Annotated in this window: 14 protein-coding genes and 1 pseudogene; 8 read left to right on the top strand and 7 right to left on the bottom strand. The window is 68.2% G+C overall.

Annotated features, from left to right (window positions below; genetic code table 11):
* Positions 1 to 135: 135 nt before the first annotated feature.
* Positions 136 to 1,522 (bottom strand): annotated as a pseudogene (locus PL79_RS22735) (efflux transporter outer membrane subunit); the annotation flags it as partial.
* A 217-nt stretch (positions 1,523 to 1,739) separates the two neighbouring features.
* Here PL79_RS22735 and PL79_RS22725 point away from each other — a divergent pair.
* Positions 1,740 to 2,681: a LysR family transcriptional regulator gene (locus tag PL79_RS22725; RefSeq protein ID WP_044846073.1), complete on the top strand. Its 942-nt coding sequence runs from the start codon at positions 1,740 to 1,742 to the stop codon at positions 2,679 to 2,681.
* A 125-nt stretch (positions 2,682 to 2,806) separates the two neighbouring features.
* Positions 2,807 to 2,965, top strand: coding sequence for a hypothetical protein (locus PL79_RS36230; RefSeq protein WP_170296438.1), 159 nt, complete (start codon positions 2,807 to 2,809; stop codon positions 2,963 to 2,965).
* A 56-nt stretch (positions 2,966 to 3,021) separates the two neighbouring features.
* On the opposite strand, the gene PL79_RS22720 is transcribed toward PL79_RS36230, so the two are convergent.
* The 4 genes from PL79_RS22720 to wrbA are packed head-to-tail and all read right to left on the bottom strand — an operon-like array spanning position 3,022 to position 6,333.
* Positions 3,022 to 3,849: a metallophosphoesterase gene (locus PL79_RS22720; protein WP_044846072.1), complete on the bottom strand. Its 828-nt coding sequence runs from the start codon at positions 3,847 to 3,849 to the stop codon at positions 3,022 to 3,024.
* A gap of 24 nt (positions 3,850 to 3,873) precedes the next feature.
* Complete coding sequence (locus PL79_RS22715) at positions 3,874 to 5,295, bottom strand: FAD-binding oxidoreductase (RefSeq protein ID WP_044846071.1); 1,422 nt, start codon at positions 5,293 to 5,295, stop codon at positions 3,874 to 3,876.
* Between the two features lie 19 nt (positions 5,296 to 5,314).
* Entirely contained in the window at positions 5,315 to 5,716 is a 402-nt protein-coding gene (locus PL79_RS22710; protein ID WP_044846070.1) for a DUF2069 domain-containing protein, read from the bottom strand.
* Positions 5,713 to 6,333: an NAD(P)H:quinone oxidoreductase gene (gene wrbA / locus PL79_RS22705; RefSeq protein WP_044846069.1), complete on the bottom strand. Its 621-nt coding sequence runs from the start codon at positions 6,331 to 6,333 to the stop codon at positions 5,713 to 5,715. Before wrbA ends, PL79_RS22710 begins: the two co-directional genes overlap by 4 nt.
* Before the next feature lie 148 nt (positions 6,334 to 6,481).
* Here wrbA and PL79_RS22700 point away from each other — a divergent pair, with 148 nt between their 5' ends.
* On the top strand, positions 6,482 to 7,807 hold the full coding sequence (locus tag PL79_RS22700) for a YihY family inner membrane protein (protein WP_135801124.1): 1,326 nt from the start codon (positions 6,482 to 6,484) through the stop codon (positions 7,805 to 7,807).
* A gap of 18 nt (positions 7,808 to 7,825) precedes the next feature.
* Here PL79_RS22700 and PL79_RS22695 read toward each other — a convergent pair whose 3' ends face one another.
* Positions 7,826 to 8,143, bottom strand: coding sequence for an Mpo1-like protein (locus PL79_RS22695; protein WP_044846067.1), 318 nt, complete (start codon positions 8,141 to 8,143; stop codon positions 7,826 to 7,828).
* A 158-nt stretch (positions 8,144 to 8,301) separates the two neighbouring features.
* On the opposite strand from PL79_RS22695, the gene PL79_RS22690 reads away from it, so the two are divergent.
* From PL79_RS22690 to aroC, 3 genes are all read left to right on the top strand, one after another.
* The gene (locus tag PL79_RS22690; protein WP_044846066.1) at positions 8,302 to 8,757 is read left to right on the top strand and encodes a CBS domain-containing protein; all 456 of its coding nucleotides are present in this window, start codon (positions 8,302 to 8,304) and stop codon (positions 8,755 to 8,757) included.
* Positions 8,758 to 8,896: 139 nt separating this feature from the next.
* The gene (locus PL79_RS22685) at positions 8,897 to 10,831 is read left to right on the top strand and encodes an MFS transporter (protein ID WP_044846065.1); all 1,935 of its coding nucleotides are present in this window, start codon (positions 8,897 to 8,899) and stop codon (positions 10,829 to 10,831) included.
* 262 nt (positions 10,832 to 11,093) lie between these two features.
* On the top strand, positions 11,094 to 12,194 hold the full coding sequence (aroC, locus tag PL79_RS22680; protein ID WP_044846064.1) for a chorismate synthase: 1,101 nt from the start codon (positions 11,094 to 11,096) through the stop codon (positions 12,192 to 12,194).
* 78 nt (positions 12,195 to 12,272) lie between these two features.
* On the opposite strand, the gene PL79_RS22675 is transcribed toward aroC, so the two are convergent.
* A complete protein-coding gene (locus PL79_RS22675) occupies positions 12,273 to 13,343 on the bottom strand; it encodes a LacI family DNA-binding transcriptional regulator (protein ID WP_044846063.1) in 1,071 nt (356 codons plus the stop codon).
* Positions 13,344 to 13,581: 238 nt separating this feature from the next.
* Here PL79_RS22675 and rbsK point away from each other — a divergent pair, with 238 nt between their 5' ends.
* Both rbsK and PL79_RS22665 read left to right on the top strand, forming a co-directional pair.
* Entirely contained in the window at positions 13,582 to 14,511 is a 930-nt protein-coding gene (rbsK, locus tag PL79_RS22670; RefSeq protein WP_044846062.1) for a ribokinase, read from the top strand.
* A gap of 61 nt (positions 14,512 to 14,572) precedes the next feature.
* Complete coding sequence (locus tag PL79_RS22665; protein ID WP_044846061.1) at positions 14,573 to 15,892, top strand: MFS transporter; 1,320 nt, start codon at positions 14,573 to 14,575, stop codon at positions 15,890 to 15,892.

The following is a 15,892-nucleotide window of genomic DNA, read 5'->3' as shown; positions in this document are numbered from 1 at the left end:
ACCGGCCGTCGCGACCTGCGCGGGTGCGCGGGTGCGCGGGGCGCGGGCCGCGGCGGTTTCGCACCCGATGCGGCGGCCGGCGCGGCGGCCCGCGGCGGACGCGTCCGGCCCGGATGACGCCGAACTCCGCATCGTTGCGTCTGCGCCCGTCTCGACGCCCCGCCGAGCGCGGCCATAACTGTGCGTGCGCGGCGAGGCGTTCCGCGTCGATGCGGGCGGCCGTCTCCTGCGCGCGCAGCAACTGCTGCTGCGCGACGAGCACGTTCACGTAATCGGTCAGCCCGCGGCGGAAGCCTTCGCGCGACAGCTGGTAACTGCGGTCGTTGGCGGCCACCGAGCGCGCGGCGTCCTTCTTCTGCGTGTCGAGCGAGCGGATCCGCACGACCTGGTCGGCGATGTCCTTGAGCGCGCCGACGACCGTCTGGTTGTAGCGTTCGACCGCCTGGTCGTAGCCGGCATCGGCCGCGCCGAGTTGCGCGCGCAGCCGGCCGCCTTCGAAGATCGGCAGCGACAGCGCTGGGCCGGCCGTCCAGCCGCCGTTCATCGCGCGCAGGAAGTCGGTGAACGGCGCGGTCACGCCGAAGCCGCCGACCGTCGCGAGCAGGTCGATATTCGGGTAGAACGCGGCTTTCGCGACATCGATGCCGCGAGCCTGCGCGTCGACCGTCCAGCGGGCCGCGACGACGTCCGGGCGGCGCCCGAGCAGGTCGGCCGGCAGCGCGGACGGCAGGCCGGCCGGCGCATCGAGCGACAGGCTCGGCCGCTTGATCGCGTCGCCGGCGCCAGGGCCCTTGCCCGCGAGCGCGGCGAGCTGGTGGCGCGCGAGCTGGATCGCTTCTTCGTAGCTGTCGATCTGGCGCTCGTAGTCGGGCAGCGTCGATTCGGCCTGGCTGACTTCGAGCTGCGTGCCGAGGCCGGCCTGCAGGCGCTTGCGCGCGAGATCGGCCAGCGAGCGCTGGCGTTCGAACGTTTCGTGCGCAAGGTCGAGCAGCGCGTAGTTCATCGACATGCCGACATACGCGCGCACGACGTTGACCTCGAGCTCGAGCTTCGCCGCCCGTGCGTCGGCCGCGGTCGCATGCGCGGTGTCGAGCGCGCGCTCGGTCGCGTTCTTGTCCTTGCCCCACAGGTCGAGGTGGTACGACAGGCCGAGCGTGCCGGTGTTGTTCCAGGTGTCGGTGTCGGCGAGCGGCCCCGGGCCGTAGTAGACGTTGTCCGGCCAGTGCTGGCGCATCAGCGACAGATTGCCGTTGATCTGCGGCAGTTCCGCCGAGCGCGCCACGCGCGCCATCGCCTGCGCTTCGCGCACGCGCGCCTCGGCGGCCGCCAGGCTCGGGTTGCCGGCCTGCGCGGCGGCAATCCACGCATCGAGCTGCGGATCGCGGTATGCGCGCCACCAGTCGGACGCGGGCCAGCCCGCATCGTGGTCCGCCGCGCGGATCGCGGCACCGGCGTCGAGCGTGTTCGCTTCGATGCGGGCGGACTGCGGCTTGTTGTCGCCCATGCTCGCGCATCCGGCCATTATTAATGAGACTGCAAGAACCGCCAGTGCCAGCGTCCCTTTTGTTGCCGGAGACCGCACGATTTTCTCCCTTTCGGATATAGATGAGTCGGATGCGATTATATTTTTCAGTGATTCCTGAATAAATGGACAACGGTGCAAGTCATTTTTACGAATCCTGAGATAATATTTGTTGGCCCCTGTGCAACAATCCCTCCGGATTCATACGGGTAATGGGATGGATACGTTACAAAACATGCGGGTCTTCGTCCGCGTGGTCGACGCGGGCAGCTTTACCGCGGCCGCCCAGCAGATGAATTCGACCACCGCCTATGCGTCGCGCGCCGTGTCGGATCTCGAGGCGCACCTGCGCACGCGCCTCCTGAACCGGACGACACGCCGGATCGCGCTGACCGAAGCGGGCGAGCGCTACCTGCAGCGCTGCGAGCAGATCCTCGCGTACGTCGACCAGGCCGAAGCCGAAGCGGGCGACGCGCACGCGCGGCCGTCGGGCAAGCTGAAGGTGCATTGCTTCACGAGCCTCGGGCAGCACTATCTGGTGCCGGCCATCGCGCGCTATCGGCAGCGCTATCCGGACGTGCACGTCGAGCTGACGCTCGCGCAGCGCATGCCCGACCTGCTCGACGAGGGGTACGACGTCGCGATCGTGGTCGGCCGCGACCTGCCGGATTCGGGGCTCGTGTCGCAGCGGCTTGGCGAGAGCTACAGCGTCGTGTGCGCGTCGCCGGGCTATATCGACGCGCACGGCGTGCCGCAGACCCCGGCCGATCTCGAGCAGCACGTCTGTCTCGGGATGGTCGCGCCCGGTTTTCATTTCGACGAGTGGTCGCTGTCGGGGCCGCGCGGCGACGAAGTGGTTCCGGTCACGGCGCCGCCGTTCCGCGTGAACGTCGCCGAGGCGCTCGCGGTGGCCGTGCGGGAAGGGATGGGAATCGGCGGGTTGCCGCTCTATTCGGCGATCGGCGGGCTGCGCAGCGGACACATCGTGCGCGTGATGCCCGAATACCGGTCGCACGTGATGAACATCTACGCGCTGTATCCGTCGCGCCAGTACCTCGACGCGAAAATCCGCACCTGGGTCGATTTCCTGCGCGACGAGCTGCCGGCCACGCTGGAAGCCGACGAAGCCGCGCTCGCGCAGTTCACGGCTGCGACATGAGCGCGCGGTCGAGTGCAATCTGACGAGATTTGTCCTTCACGCAACATTTTTTTACCAACGGACCGCGGACAGTTTGATACTGTTTCAATCATCGAGATTTGGAACTGCCCACACCCGGAGTCGCAATGGATACGCAACTGATGATCGGCCTTGGAGTTTTGCTTGGTGCGGCTGCTGCCGCCGCGGCGACGCGCGATCTGCTGCGCGCGATGAAGGCACGGATGAAGCCGGTGCCGGTGCGGGTGCGCCCGTCGTCGAACGGCTCGCGCCGCGCCGATCGCTGATCGGGCGGCCTTTCAGCTCGGGGAGGGCCGCATCGCGCGGCCCGATGGCTTGGCGCTCAGCCGAGCTCGACCACCTTGTCCCACGCAAACGCGGGATTCTCCAGTTCGCCGGTGCGCCGGCGGATATAGCCGCGCGGGTTGCACACCACGCGCGTGCCGCTGTCGGTCACGTAATCGAATGAAGTATGCGTGTGGCCGTGGATCCACAGGTCCACGGGCGGCCGCACGAGTTCCGCCATGTCCGTGACGAATCCCGCCGACGCCAGGTCTTCCGCATAACGCTCCGCCAGCGAGCGCAGGTGCGGCGCATGATGCGTGACGACGATCGTGCGGCCCGCGAACGGTGTCGCGAGCCGTGCTTCCAGCCACGCGCGGCCTTGCCGGTGCAGCGCGATCGCGTCGGCCGGCGTGAAGTCCCGCTCCGGGGCTGCCGCCGCATGCAAGGACGCATCGTGCGGCCACGTCACCTGGATCAATCCCTTGAAATCGAGCATCACGCGCATGGCCGCGTCGATCGCGCGCGCGATGCTCGCCTGGTCGGCGCCGAACAGCGAGAAATCAGCCCACAGCGTCGTGCCGAGCACACGAAAGCGCTGCGCCGGATCGACGTACACGCCGTTGTTCAGGTAATGCACGTGGTCGAGCGTATGCGCGGCGTCGCGCATCGCGGTTTCGAGCGCGCCGAATTCCCCGTCGTAGTACTCGTGATTACCCGGCACGTAGATCACCGGCACGTCGGGATCGAACGTCTCGGCGGCCCAGCGCAGGCCTTCCGCGTGATTGTGGATATCACCGGCCAGCACGACGAGATCCGCGTCGGCATGCGCGATCGTGTCGGGCTGGTTGCATTCGAGATGCAGGTCGGACAGGACGCGGACTCTCATGGGCATCGCTCCGGGACGGGGGCTTCAGTGCAGGACCTTGCCGGGATTCATCAGCCCGCGCGGGTCGAGCGCGGTCTTCAGCGTGCGCATGAGCGCCGTTTCGACCGGCGACTTGTAGCGCTGCGCGTCGTCGATCTTCAGCTGGCCGATCCCGTGCTCCGCGCTGATCGTGCCGTGGTGACGGTGCACGTTGTCGTAGACGATGCGGTTGATCGGCTTCTGGAATGCCGCGAGGAATGCCTTCGGGTCGCCGCCTTCGGGCGTCTGCACGTTGTAGTGCAGGTTGCCGTCGCCGAGGTGGCCGAACGTGACCATCCGCGCGCCCGGCGCGGCCTGCTGGATCGCCGCGTCGGTTTCGTCGATGAAGCGCGCGATCGACGAGATCGGCACCGCGATGTCGTGCTTGATGTTGAGACCTTCGTCGGCCTGCGCGAGCGGGATGTGTTCGCGCAGGTCCCAGAACGCGCGCGATTGCGCGAGATTTTCCGCGACGACCGCGTCGACCACGAGCCCGGCCTCGAACGCCTCTTCCATCAGTTTTTCGAACAGCGCGCGCGCATGCGTTTCGCTTTCGTTGTCCGACAGTTCGAGCAGCACCGTCTGCGCATGCGTGCGGTCGAACGGATAGCGCAGTTGCGGATAGTGCTTGCCGACCAGCTGCATGCAGAAGTCGGACATCAGCTCGAAGCCGGTCAGCAGCGGGCCGGCCGCGCGTTGCGCGAGCGCGAGGAAGTCGAGCGCCGCGTGCGGCGACTCGAGCGCGGCCAGCGCCGTGACCTGCGCGGCCGGCAGCGGATGCAGCTTCAGCACGGCGGCCGTGATGATCCCGAGCGTGCCTTCGGCGCCGATGAACAGGTCGCGCAAGTCGTAGCCGGTGTTGTCCTTGCGCAGCCCGCGCAGGCCGTCCCAGATCTCGCCCTGCGGCGTCACGACCTCGAGCCCGAGGCACAGCTCGCGTGCGTTGCCGTAGCGCAGCACCGCGGTGCCGCCGGCGTTGGTCGACAGGTTGCCGCCGATCGTGCAGCTGCCTTCGGCGGCGAGGCTCAGCGCGAACAGCCGGCCGCCTTCGCGGGCGCGCGCCTGCACGTCGGCGAGGATCACGCCGGCGTCGACCGTGATCGTGTTGTTGTGCGGATCGAGGGCCCGCACGCGGTTCAGGCGCGCGAGGCTCAGCACGGCCTGGCTGCCGCTCGCGTCGGGCGTCGCGCCGCCGGCGAGCCCCGTGTTGCCGCCCTGCGGCACGAGCGCGACGCCGTGCGCGTTGGCGAGCCGGACGAGCGCGGCGACTTCCGCCGTATCGGCCGGTTTCAGCACCGCGCACGCACTGCCCTTGTAACGGCGGCGCCAGTCGGTCAGGAACGGTTCGGTGTCGTGCGGCTCGGTCAGCACGTAGGTGGCGCCGATCGCGTCTCGGCAGGCGGATACGAAGGCTTCGGAAGAATTCATACGTTCGGTCGCGTAAGGGTCAGGACGCGGCGCGCTGCTGCTTCGCCGCGCGCTTGAACGGCGCGACGTAGGCCAGCGCGGCCACGAAGAAGCCGACGGCGAGCGCGGTCTCGCACCAGCCGAGCGTCGCGGACAATCCGCGGTCGGACATGCCGCGCACGATGCCTTCGGCGAAATAGACGAGGATCAGCATGCTCGCCCACTGCATCGTATAGATGTTACGCCGCCAGACGCCGGGCAGCGCGAGCGCGAGCGGCACGGCCTTGAGCATCAGCGCCGAGCCTCCCGGGCGCAGCGGCGCGAGCCACAGTTCCCACGCGAGCGACAGCGCGATCAGCGCGACGAGGCACGCGGCCGCGGCCAGCGCGTAGCGCGGCCGGGCGGCGACGGGGGGACGGGCGGGGCGGGCAGGCGCGTTCATGCGGCCTCGGCGGCCCGGGCGTCGGCGAGGGCCGCTGCCGCACGCGCGAGCCGCACGCCAAGCGCGGCCGCGAGCGCCTTTTCGTCCGCCGACAGCCCCGCGGGCCCGCTGCGATCGTGCTGCGACACGTGCGACGCGCCGTACGGCGTGCCGCCGGTACGCGTCGTGCTGAGCGCGGATTCCGTGTACGGGATGCCGACGATCATCATCCCGTGATGCAGCAGCGGCAGCATCATCGACAGCAGCGTCGACTCCTGGCCGCCGTGCAGGCTGCCGGTGGACGTGAACACGCAGGCCGGCTTGCCGGTCAGCGCGCCCGACAGCCATTGCGGCGTCGTGCCGTCGAGGAAATACTTGAGCGAGGCGGCCATGTTGCCGAAGCGGGTCGGCGAGCCGAGCGCGAGGCCCGCGCACTCCTCGAGATCGCGCAACTCCGCATACGGCGGGCCGTCGTCGGGGATGTCGGAGGCGGTGGCTTCGCAGACCGTCGAGACGGGCGGCACGGTACGGATGCGGGCCTGCATGCCGGGCACGCTGTCGATGCCGTTCGCGATTGCGAGCGCGAGATCGCGCGTGGCGCCGTGGCGGCTGTAATAGAGGACGAGGATGTCTTTCATGGGCGACGGGGCCGCATGCGGCCGCGCGGATGCCCGGTGCAGTCGGCCCCTGCTGGATCGAGCGGCTATTATAGGGGCTGAAGTCGTCGCGCAGCGCGGCGGCGGCGCGCCACCGGGCGCGCGGCGTCAGCAGAGAAGGAGAAGCCGTTTGCCGAAGTTGAGCGTCGATCTCGACACCCTCAAGCGCCTCGCGCAGTTCGCGGCCCGGCGCAGCGCCGAGGATCGCATCCCGCAAGTGGCGGGCAGCCTCACGTTCACGACGATGCTGGCACTCGTGCCGCTCGTGACGGTCGCGTTTGCGCTGTTTACCGCGTTCCCGATGTTCGCGTCGTTCCAGATCTCGCTGCAGGGGTTCCTCGCGGATCACCTGATGCCCGCGCAGTTCAACGTCCAGATCTTCAAGTACCTGAACCAGTTCGCGTCGAAGGCCAAGGGGCTGACGACGGCCGGCCTGATCGTGCTCGTCGTCACGTCCGTGATGACGATGATGACGATCGAGTCCGCGTTCAACCTGATCTGGCGGGTGCGCAAGCCGCGGCCGTTCGCGCAGCGCGTGCTCGCGTACTGGGCGCTGATCACGCTCGGGCCCTTGCTGTTCGGCGTGAGCCTGTCGATCTCGTCGTACCTGTTTACGCAATCGCTGGCGTTCACCGGCGCCGCGCCGTCGACGTCGATCGTCGAATGGCTGCTCGCGTTCGTGTCGCTGCCGCTGACCGTGCTCGCGTTCACGCTGCTGTACGTGTATCTGCCGAACTGCACGGTCGCATGGCGCGACGCGGTGATCGGCGGGCTGTTCGCGGCCATCGCGTTCGAGCTCGCGAAGCGCGGCTTCGGCTATTACGTGCGGCGCATTCCGACCTATACGGCCGTCTACGGCGCGTTCGCGGCGCTGCCGGTGTTCCTGTTATGGGTGTATCTGAGCTGGTTCATCGCGCTGCTCGGCGCGATGGTGGCGTCCGCGCTGCCGGCGATCCGCGTCGGCCAGTTCCATCGCATCCACTATGCGGGCAGCGACCTGCTCGACGCGCTCGAATTGCTCGCGCGGCTGGCCGAGGCGCGCGCGGTCGGCAAGGCGGGCTATACGGCGATGCGGCTTGCGGCCATGTTGCGCTGCGACATGGAAACCGCGCAGCGGCTGCTGTCGACGATGGAGGAGCGGGAGTGGATCGCGCGGCTGGACAGCGGCGAACGCGCGCCGTGCTACATCCTGCTGGCGAATCCGGAGCGGCTGACGCTGGCGCAGCTGTTCGACGTGCTGGTGATCGACCGCACCGAACTGACCTATCAGCTGCAGCGACGCAGCAGCCACGTCGAAGGCGCGGCATTGCTCGAGGTGCTGTCGAACGACCGGTTCGACGTATCGCTTGCGTCGCTGATCGCCGCGCACCGGCTTGCGGGTGCGCCGGCCGCGGCGTGCCCGGCCGGTGCCCGGCGGGCGCCCGACCCGCACGCGCGGCCGCCGAAAACGGCGTGACGCGGTGCCGGGCGGGCGTTACAGCGGAATCTTGCCGGTGCAGATGTCCTTGAACATCACCCAGTCGCCCATCAGGCTGTAGATCGGGTGCCGGAACGTGGCGGGGCGGTTCTTCTCGAAGAAGAAGTGTCCGACCCACGCGAATCCGTAGCCGCACACGACCGCCGCCGGCAGCCACGGCCAGTGGCCCGTCGCGATCGCCATCGCGACGCAGCCGATCACGCCGAGCGAGCCGATGAAGTGCAGCCGGCGCGACGTCAGGTTCTGGTGTTCGTTCAGGTAGTACGGGTAGAAATCGGCGAAGCTGGCGAATTGCTCCGTATGCGTATGTGCCATGGCCGTCTCCTCGGGCCGCCGTCCATGGAGTCATTGTGCGGCGGCCGGCCGGTGTCCGCAAGCGGCGACGGCCGCACCGCGTGGGGCTGAGCTTTCCTTTTGACAGGCTTTCCGATAGGATCGAAAGCGGTTTTGCATTCAAGCATGAGGGGACTACGATGCGCGTCAGCGATATTCTGAAAGTGAAGGGCAACACGCTGTTTACGGTGACGCCCGATAAGCCGCTGCGCGAAGCGGTCGATACGATGGCCGAACACGATATCGGTTCGCTCGTCGTGATGGAGTACGGTGATCTCGTCGGGATGCTGACGTTCCGCGAGATCATCCTGCGCCTGCACGTGAACGGCGGCGCGATCGGCGACGTGCAGGTGCGCAAGGTGATGGACGAGCCGCTCACGTGCACGCCGGAAACCGACGTCAACGAAGTGCGCCGGATGATGCTCGAGCGCCACGCGCGCTACATGCCGGTGCTCGACAAGAAGGTGCTGATGGGCGTCATTTCGTTCTACGACGTCGCGAAGACGGTCGTCGAGGCGCAGAGCTTCGAGAACCGGATGCTGAAGGCGTACATCCGCGACTGGCCGGAATCGGAAGCCGAAGCGCAGAAGCCGTGAATCGCGTCGCGCCCGGTGCCATGACGCGCGGGCGCTGCCATTCGGCGTACGGCGGCGCAGGTTCAGCCTGCGCCGCCGTTTTTTCGACAACAACCCAAGGCCCGCGCAGCTTCGCCCAGACGATGCGCGCGTATTCCGCATGAGCGATCACACGCAAGTCTCTTCCGCATCGCGCGGCGAACGGCGCGCCCACGCGTCGCAGTTCGACCTGTTGCGCCAGCGCCGTTTCGCGCCGTTCTTCACGACCCAGTTCCTGGGCGCGCTGAACGACAACGTGTTCAAGATCGGCTTCACGTCGCTCGTCACCTATCACACCGCGCGCTTCTCCGGCGTCGACGCGAAGACGGCCGCGTTCCTGATCTCCGCGATCTTCATCCTGCCGTTCGTGCTGTTCTCGGCCACCTCCGGCCAGATCGCCGACAAATACGACAAGGCGACGCTCACGCGCTTCGTGAAGTCCTTCGAGATCGTGCTGATGCTGGTCGGCGCGGCCGGTTTCGTCACGCACAGCGCGACGCTGCTGTATCTGTGCACGTTCATGATGGGGATGCACTCGACGCTGTTCGGCCCCGTCAAGTATTCGTACCTGCCGCAGCATCTCGGCGACCACGAACTGGTCGGCGGCAACGGCCTCGTCGAGATGGGCACGTTCATCGCGATCCTGATCGGCACGATCATCGGCGGCGCGGCCGCGGGCATCGAAGGCAGCGGCGAGCGCGTGCTGGCGGTGAGCGTCGTCGTCATCGCGCTCGCGGGGCGGCTCGTCGCGCAGCGCGTGCCATCGACGCCCGCGCCGCAGCCCGATCTCGTGATCAACTGGAACCCGTTCAGCGAAACGTGGCGCAACCTCGGGCTCGCGCGGCAGAACCGCACCGTGTTCCTGAGCCTGCTCGGCATCTCGTGGCTGTGGTTCGTCGGCGCGACGTTCCTCACGTCGTTCTTCAATTTCGCGAAGGACGTGCTGTCCGCGAGCCCCGACGTCGTCACGGTCCTGCTCGCGACGTTCTCGGTCGGGATCGGCCTCGGCTCGCTGCTCTGCGAGCGGCTGTCGCAGCGCCGCGTCGAGATCGGCCTCGTGCCGCTCGGCTCGATCGGCATCAGCGTGTTCGCGATCGAGCTGTATTTCGCGAGCCGCTCGCTGCCGTCGCCCGGGCATCTGCTGTCGGTCGGGGAATTCCTCGCCGGCGCGCGTCACTGGCGCATCCTGGCCGACCTGTTCCTGCTCGCGATGTTCGGTGGCTTCTACAGCGTGCCGCTGTATGCGCTGATCCAGAGCCGCAGCGCGCCGACCCACCGTGCGCGGATCATCGCCGCGAACAACATCCTGAACGCGCTGTTCATGATCCTGTCGGCCCTGATGGCGATGGGGCTGACCAAGGCCGGGGTCGACATCCCCGGCCTGTTCCTCGTCACCGCGCTGCTGAATGTCGTGGTCGCGACGTACATCTACCTGCTCGTCCCCGAGTTCCTGCTGCGTTTCGTCGCGTGGGTGCTGGTGCACACGTTCTACCGGATTCGTCTCGTCCATGCGGAGCGGATCCCGGAAGAGGGCGCGGCCGTGCTCGTATGCAACCACGTGAGCTACGTCGATGCGCTCGTGCTGGCGGCTGCGAGCCCGCGGCCGATCCGGTTCGTGATGGATCACCGGATCTTCAAGGCGCGCTTCGCGAGCTGGGTGTTCCGGCATGCGAAGGCGATTCCGATCGCGCCGCGCCACGAGGATCCCGACATGCTCGCGCGCGCGTACGACGCATGCGAGGCCGCGCTGAAGGACGGCGAACTCGTGTGCATCTTCCCCGAGGGCAAGCTGACCAAGACGGGCGACATCAACACCTTCCACCACGGCATCACCGAGATCCTGGGCCGCACGCCGGCGCCCGTGATCCCGATGGCGCTGCGCGGGCTGTGGGGCAGCTATTTCTCCCGTCATGCCGATGCGCGCATGCCGCGGCCGATCAAGCGCGGCGTGATGAGCCGGCTGACGCTCGCGGTCGGCGAGCCGATCGCGGCCTCGGTCGCGACGCCCGAGGCGCTGCAGGCGGCGGTGACCGAGCTGCGCGGCGCGCGGAAGTAGGCAGGGCCGGCCCGGCGGCTTCGTATCGGGCAGCACACGGCTGCAAACCTGCCGGTTCGACCGGCAACGGCGCGGGTCGACGATTCTCGCGCCGGGCCGTCTGCGTGACCGGCCAGTATGGTCTGAACGGTTCACGCGGCCCGCGGGTCCGGGACGGCTGGCATAATAGCGGTTTACCTCTTTTCTCGACCGGCAAACGATCGGCCTGCCAGCGGCCCCGGCAGCGCATCGGTTTGTCCATTTCTCTTTGGGCGGTTCCATCATGTCCGGCAATACCCTCGGCACGCTTTTCACTGTCACGACCTTCGGCGAATCGCACGGTCCCGCGATCGGCTGCGTGATCGACGGCTGCCCGCCGGGAATGGGGCTGACCGAAGCCGACATCCAGGTCGAGCTCGATCGCCGCAAGCCCGGCACGTCGCGGCACGTGACGCAGCGCCAGGAAGCCGACGAGGTCGAGATCCTGTCCGGCGTGTTCGAAGGCGTGACGACCGGCACGCCGATCGCGCTGCTGATCCGCAACACCGACCAGCGCAGCAAGGATTACGGCAACATCGTCGAGACGTTCCGCCCCGGCCACGCCGACTACACCTACTGGCAGAAATACGGCATCCGCGACTACCGTGGCGGCGGCCGCTCGTCCGCGCGCCTGACCGCGCCGATCGTCGGCGCGGGCGCGGTCGCGAAGAAGTGGCTGCGCGAGCGCTTCGGCGTCGAAGTGCGCGGCTACATGAGCGGTCTCGGCGAGATCGACGTGCCGTTCGTCGACTGGTCGCACGTCCGCGAGAACCCGTTCTTTTCGCCGAACGCGGCGATCGTTCCGGAGCTGGAAGCCTACATGGACGCGCTGCGCAAGGACGGCGATTCGATCGGTGCACGCATCGACGTCGTCGCGTCGGGCGTGCCGGTCGGCTGGGGTGAACCGGTATTCGACCGGCTCGACGCGGACATCGCGAAGGCGATGATGAGCATCAACGCGGTGAAGGGCGTCGAGATCGGCGCGGGCTTCGACAGCGTCGCGCAGCGCGGCTCGGTGCACGGCGACGAACTGACGCCGGCCGGTTTCGTCGGCAACCATGCAGGCGGCGTGCTCGGCGGGATTTCGACGGGGCAGGACATCACCGTGTCGATCGCGATCAAGCCGACCTCGAGCATCCGCACGCCGCGCCGTTCGATCACGAAGTCCGGTGAAGAAGCGACCGTCGAAACCTTCGGCCGCCACGACCCGTGCGTCGGCATTCGCGCGACGCCGATCGCCGAGTCGATGCTCGCGCTGGTGCTGATCGACCACGCGCTGCGCCATCGCGCGCAGTGCGGCGACGTCGAGACGCCGACGCCGAAGATCGCGGGCAGCGCGACCTGATGCAACGGAGCCGGCACTCGCCGCTTCGACCGATTTAGCCGATTCGATGCGAAACGGGGCGCCTGCGGCGCCCCGTTTTCATTGGGCCGGCGCGTCCGGCGGCGCGGCCGATTCGCGCACCCGCAGCTCCGGCAGTACCGCGCAACCGGGCCCGGCTGCGCCGTTTTCGAGTGCGTCGAGCAACGCGCGGGCGGCCTTGCGGCCGATCGCATCGGTGTCGACCCACATCGTCGTCAGCGCCGGCCGGATTTCGCGAGCCAGCGCGACATCGTCGAACCCGGTGATCGACAGCTGCGAAGGCACGTCGATGCCCCGTGCCTGCGCCTCGAGCAGGGCGCCGAGCGCGAGTGCGTCGTTGCCGCAGATCACGGCCGTCGGGCGCGTCGCGCCGCTGTCGGCAATCGCGCGCAGGCTCGCCCGCCCGAACGCGATCGTGGCCGCGCCCTCGTGCTGGTGGATCGGCCTGACCGCGAGCCCGCGCGCGGCGAGCGTCTCGTGAATGCCGCGCAGGCGGGCCTGCACGCGGTCGTTGTCGGCCGAAGGCTGCATGATGATCGCGAAATCGCGATGCCCGAGCTCGAGCAGGTGCGTGGTCAGTCGCGCGAATGCCGCGCGGTTGTCGAAGCCGATGCAGCAGTGCGGGCTGTCGTCGCGGTAAGCATAGGTGACGACATACGGCACCCGATGCAGGTCGAGCAGTTCGAATACTTCCGGCGGATAGGCTTCGCCGACCAGCGACACCGCTTCGACGCCGCGTGACAGCATCGCGCGCACCTGCGCGAGCGCTTGCGCCGGATCGTAATTCGAGCAGCCCAGGAACAGGGTGATGCCGTGCTCGGCCATGACCGCCTGCATGCCCGCTACCTGCGATGCGAACACCTGGTCGTCGAGCGTCGGAATGATCGCCCCGGTGATGTGGGTGCGCGTGGAGGCGAGTGCGCGGCCGGCTGCATTGGGAATCCAGTTCAGCGCACGTGCCGCGTCGCGCACGCGCTGCTGCACGTCGGCCGAGACCTTGCCGGGATCGTTGTAGACGCGCGAAACGGTCGCGGTCGACACGCCGGCGAGTTTCGCGACGTCGCCGAGCACCGACCGGCCGCTGCCGCGGCGCGCGCGCGCCGTGCCACCACCGGATGAAGGGCTACTCATCGGTCATCCCCGGGCGCGGCTACCCTGCAGGCTCCGCGTGTGGTCAAAAACGCCATCGTTTACCCTCGATTCATCGTGGTCCCGCTTGCAATCCCGGTCTCGCCTGTGAGAATGTAAGCGCTATCTTGATGCTACTCCGTATTATGTCAGACACAGATTTCAACCGCATCGTGAAGTTTTCGTCGACGAAGGCCGATCAGGCCATTTTGTCCGTCGAAAATGTAAGCGGTTACATTCGATGATGACCCACACCAGACCACCCCGAATCGCTGTCGTCGGCAGCGTCAACGTCGACCTCGTCACGCATGCGCCGCGGCTGCCCGTGCCGGGCGAAACGCTGCTCGGCACCACGTTCCAGACCGTTCACGGCGGCAAGGGGGCGAACCAGGCGGTGGCCGCCGCGCGCCTCGGTGCGTCGGTCGCGATGATCGGCTGCGTCGGCAACGATGCGTTCGGCGCACGTCTGCACGACGCGCTGGCGGCGGAGCGCATCGACGTGACGCATCTGCACCGGATCGACGGCGAGGCAACCGGGGTCGCGACGATCACGGTCGATGCGCACGGCGCGAACAGCATCGTCGTCGTGCCCGGTGCAAACGCGCGCCTCGATGCCGAATTGATCGACCGGGCGCGCGACGCGATCGCCGGCGCGGCGCTGATGGTGTGCCAGCTCGAGGTGCCGATCGAGACCGTCGCGCGCGCCATCGGCAGTGCGATCGCGCATCGCACGCCGGTGCTGCTCAATCCGGCGCCGGCCCGGCCGCTGTTCGACGCATTGCTGGCCCGCATCGACTATCTCGTCGTCAACGAAACGGAAGCGGAGTCGCTGACCGGCATTGCCGTCGGCGACGACGCCTCCGCGGTGCGGGCCGCCGAAGCGCTGCGCGCGAAGGGCGTCGGCAACGTGCTGGTCACGCTGGGCGCGCGCGGCGTCTGCTGGCGCGGAAGTGCAGGGAGCGGCCGCCATCGGGCGATGGCGGTGGTCGCCGTCGATACGACGGCGGCCGGCGATACCTTCGTCGGCGGCTTCGCGGCCGCCCGGGCGAGCGGCGCGTCGATGGACGACGCGATCGCGTTCGGACAGCGTGCGGCCGCGATCAGCGTCACGCGCCACGGCGCGCAGACGTCGATTCCGACACGCGAAGAAGTGGAGCGTGGGGCCGCATAGATTCCGCGAAGACGGAACAGACCGAGGCCCGGAAACCATTCAGGACATGGAGACAAACGCAATGAACGAGAATCATGCTGTTCCGACGGCGCCGCCACGTATCCAGCGCGGACAACGTATTGCGCTCGCGCTGCTGATGGCGAGCGGGATCGTCAACTATCTCGACCGCGGCACGCTGGCCGTCGCGAGTTCGGCAATCCGGGGCGATCTCGGGCTGTCGCTCTCGCAGATGGGCTTGCTGCTGTCGGCGTTCTCGTGGAGCTACGCGCTGTGCCAGTTCCCGGTCGGCGGACTCGTCGATCGCATCGGGCCGCGCCGGCTGCTCGGCATCGGGCTGATCGTCTGGTCGCTCGCGCAGGCATCGGGCGGCATCGTGTCCACCTTCGGCTGGTTCATCGTCGCGCGCATCGTGCTGGGCATCGGCGAGGCGCCGCAGTTCCCGTCGGCGGCGCGGGTGGTGAGCAACTGGTTTCCGTTGCGCGCGCGCGGTACGCCGACCGGCATCTTCAACGCGGCGTCGCCGCTCGGCACCGCACTCGCGCCATTGCTGCTCGCGGTGCTCGTCGCGTCGTTCAACTGGCGCTGGGCATTCGTCGTGACGGGCGCGCTCGGCCTCGTCGTCGCCGTCGTCTGGTTTGCGTTGTACCGCGATCCGGCGCGCGCGCAATTGACCGCGGCGGAACGCGCATATCTCGATACCGATGCGCAGACGGCCGTCGCGATGCCGAAACTGACCTTCGCCGACTGGCGCAGCCTGTTTTCGCACGGCACGACCTGGGGCATGCTGCTCGGATTCTTCGGTTCCGTGTATCTGAACTGGGTCTACCTGACCTGGCTGCCGGGGTACCTGACGATGGAGCGTCACATGAGCCTCGTGCGCACCGGGTTTGCGGCATCCGTGCCATTCCTGTGCGGGTTCGTCGGTTCGCTCGTTGCCGGCTGGCTCTCGGATCTGGTGACGCGCCGCAGCCGCTCGCCGGTCGTGAGCCGGCGCAACGCGGTGGTCGTCGCGATGCTCGGGATGGTCGCGTTCACGATTCCGGCCGCGCTCGTGCAGAGCAACACGGTCGCGCTCGCATGCATTTCGGTCGTGATCTTTCTCGCCAATGCGGCGTCGGCATGCTCGTGGGCGCTCGCGACGGCGGCCGCCCCGCCGAGCCGTGTCGCATCGCTCGGCGCGATCCAGAATTTCGGCGGTTTCATCGGCGGTGCGCTCGCGCCGATCCTGACGGGGGTCATCGCGCAGAGGTGGTCGTTCGTGCCCGCGCTGCTGACGGCGGCGGCAATCGCATTCGCCGGCGCGATGGCTTACCTGCTGCTGGTGCGCAAACCGATTCCCGAGCAGTCCGCGAGCGCCGCGCCCGGACCGCTGCCGGCCTGA

This window comes from Burkholderia sp. USMB20 (assembly GCF_000949135.2).
Lineage (GTDB): Bacteria > Pseudomonadota > Gammaproteobacteria > Burkholderiales > Burkholderiaceae > Burkholderia.
The sequence above is the reverse complement of the archived record's forward strand: the minus strand, read 5'-3'. Positions and strand labels throughout refer to the sequence as shown.

Coding starts and splice junctions, on each gene's coding strand:
- PL79_RS22725 (WP_044846073.1), top strand. CDS start 1,740: ATGGATACGTTACAAAACATGCGGGTCTTCGTCCGCGTGGTCGACGCG.
- PL79_RS36230 (WP_170296438.1), top strand. CDS start 2,807: ATGGATACGCAACTGATGATCGGCCTTGGAGTTTTGCTTGGTGCGGCT.
- PL79_RS22720 (WP_044846072.1), bottom strand. CDS start 3,849: ATGAGAGTCCGCGTCCTGTCCGACCTGCATCTCGAATGCAACCAGCCC.
- PL79_RS22715 (WP_044846071.1), bottom strand. CDS start 5,295: ATGAATTCTTCCGAAGCCTTCGTATCCGCCTGCCGAGACGCGATCGGC.
- PL79_RS22710 (WP_044846070.1), bottom strand. CDS start 5,716: ATGAACGCGCCTGCCCGCCCCGCCCGTCCCCCCGTCGCCGCCCGGCCG.
- wrbA (WP_044846069.1), bottom strand. CDS start 6,333: ATGAAAGACATCCTCGTCCTCTATTACAGCCGCCACGGCGCCACGCGC.
- PL79_RS22695 (WP_044846067.1), bottom strand. CDS start 8,143: ATGGCACATACGCATACGGAGCAATTCGCCAGCTTCGCCGATTTCTAC.
- PL79_RS22690 (WP_044846066.1), top strand. CDS start 8,302: ATGCGCGTCAGCGATATTCTGAAAGTGAAGGGCAACACGCTGTTTACG.
- PL79_RS22685 (WP_044846065.1), top strand. CDS start 8,897: ATGAGCGATCACACGCAAGTCTCTTCCGCATCGCGCGGCGAACGGCGC.
- aroC (WP_044846064.1), top strand. CDS start 11,094: ATGTCCGGCAATACCCTCGGCACGCTTTTCACTGTCACGACCTTCGGC.
- PL79_RS22675 (WP_044846063.1), bottom strand. CDS start 13,343: ATGAGTAGCCCTTCATCCGGTGGTGGCACGGCGCGCGCGCGCCGCGGC.
- rbsK (WP_044846062.1), top strand. CDS start 13,582: ATGATGACCCACACCAGACCACCCCGAATCGCTGTCGTCGGCAGCGTC.
- PL79_RS22665 (WP_044846061.1), top strand. CDS start 14,573: ATGAACGAGAATCATGCTGTTCCGACGGCGCCGCCACGTATCCAGCGC.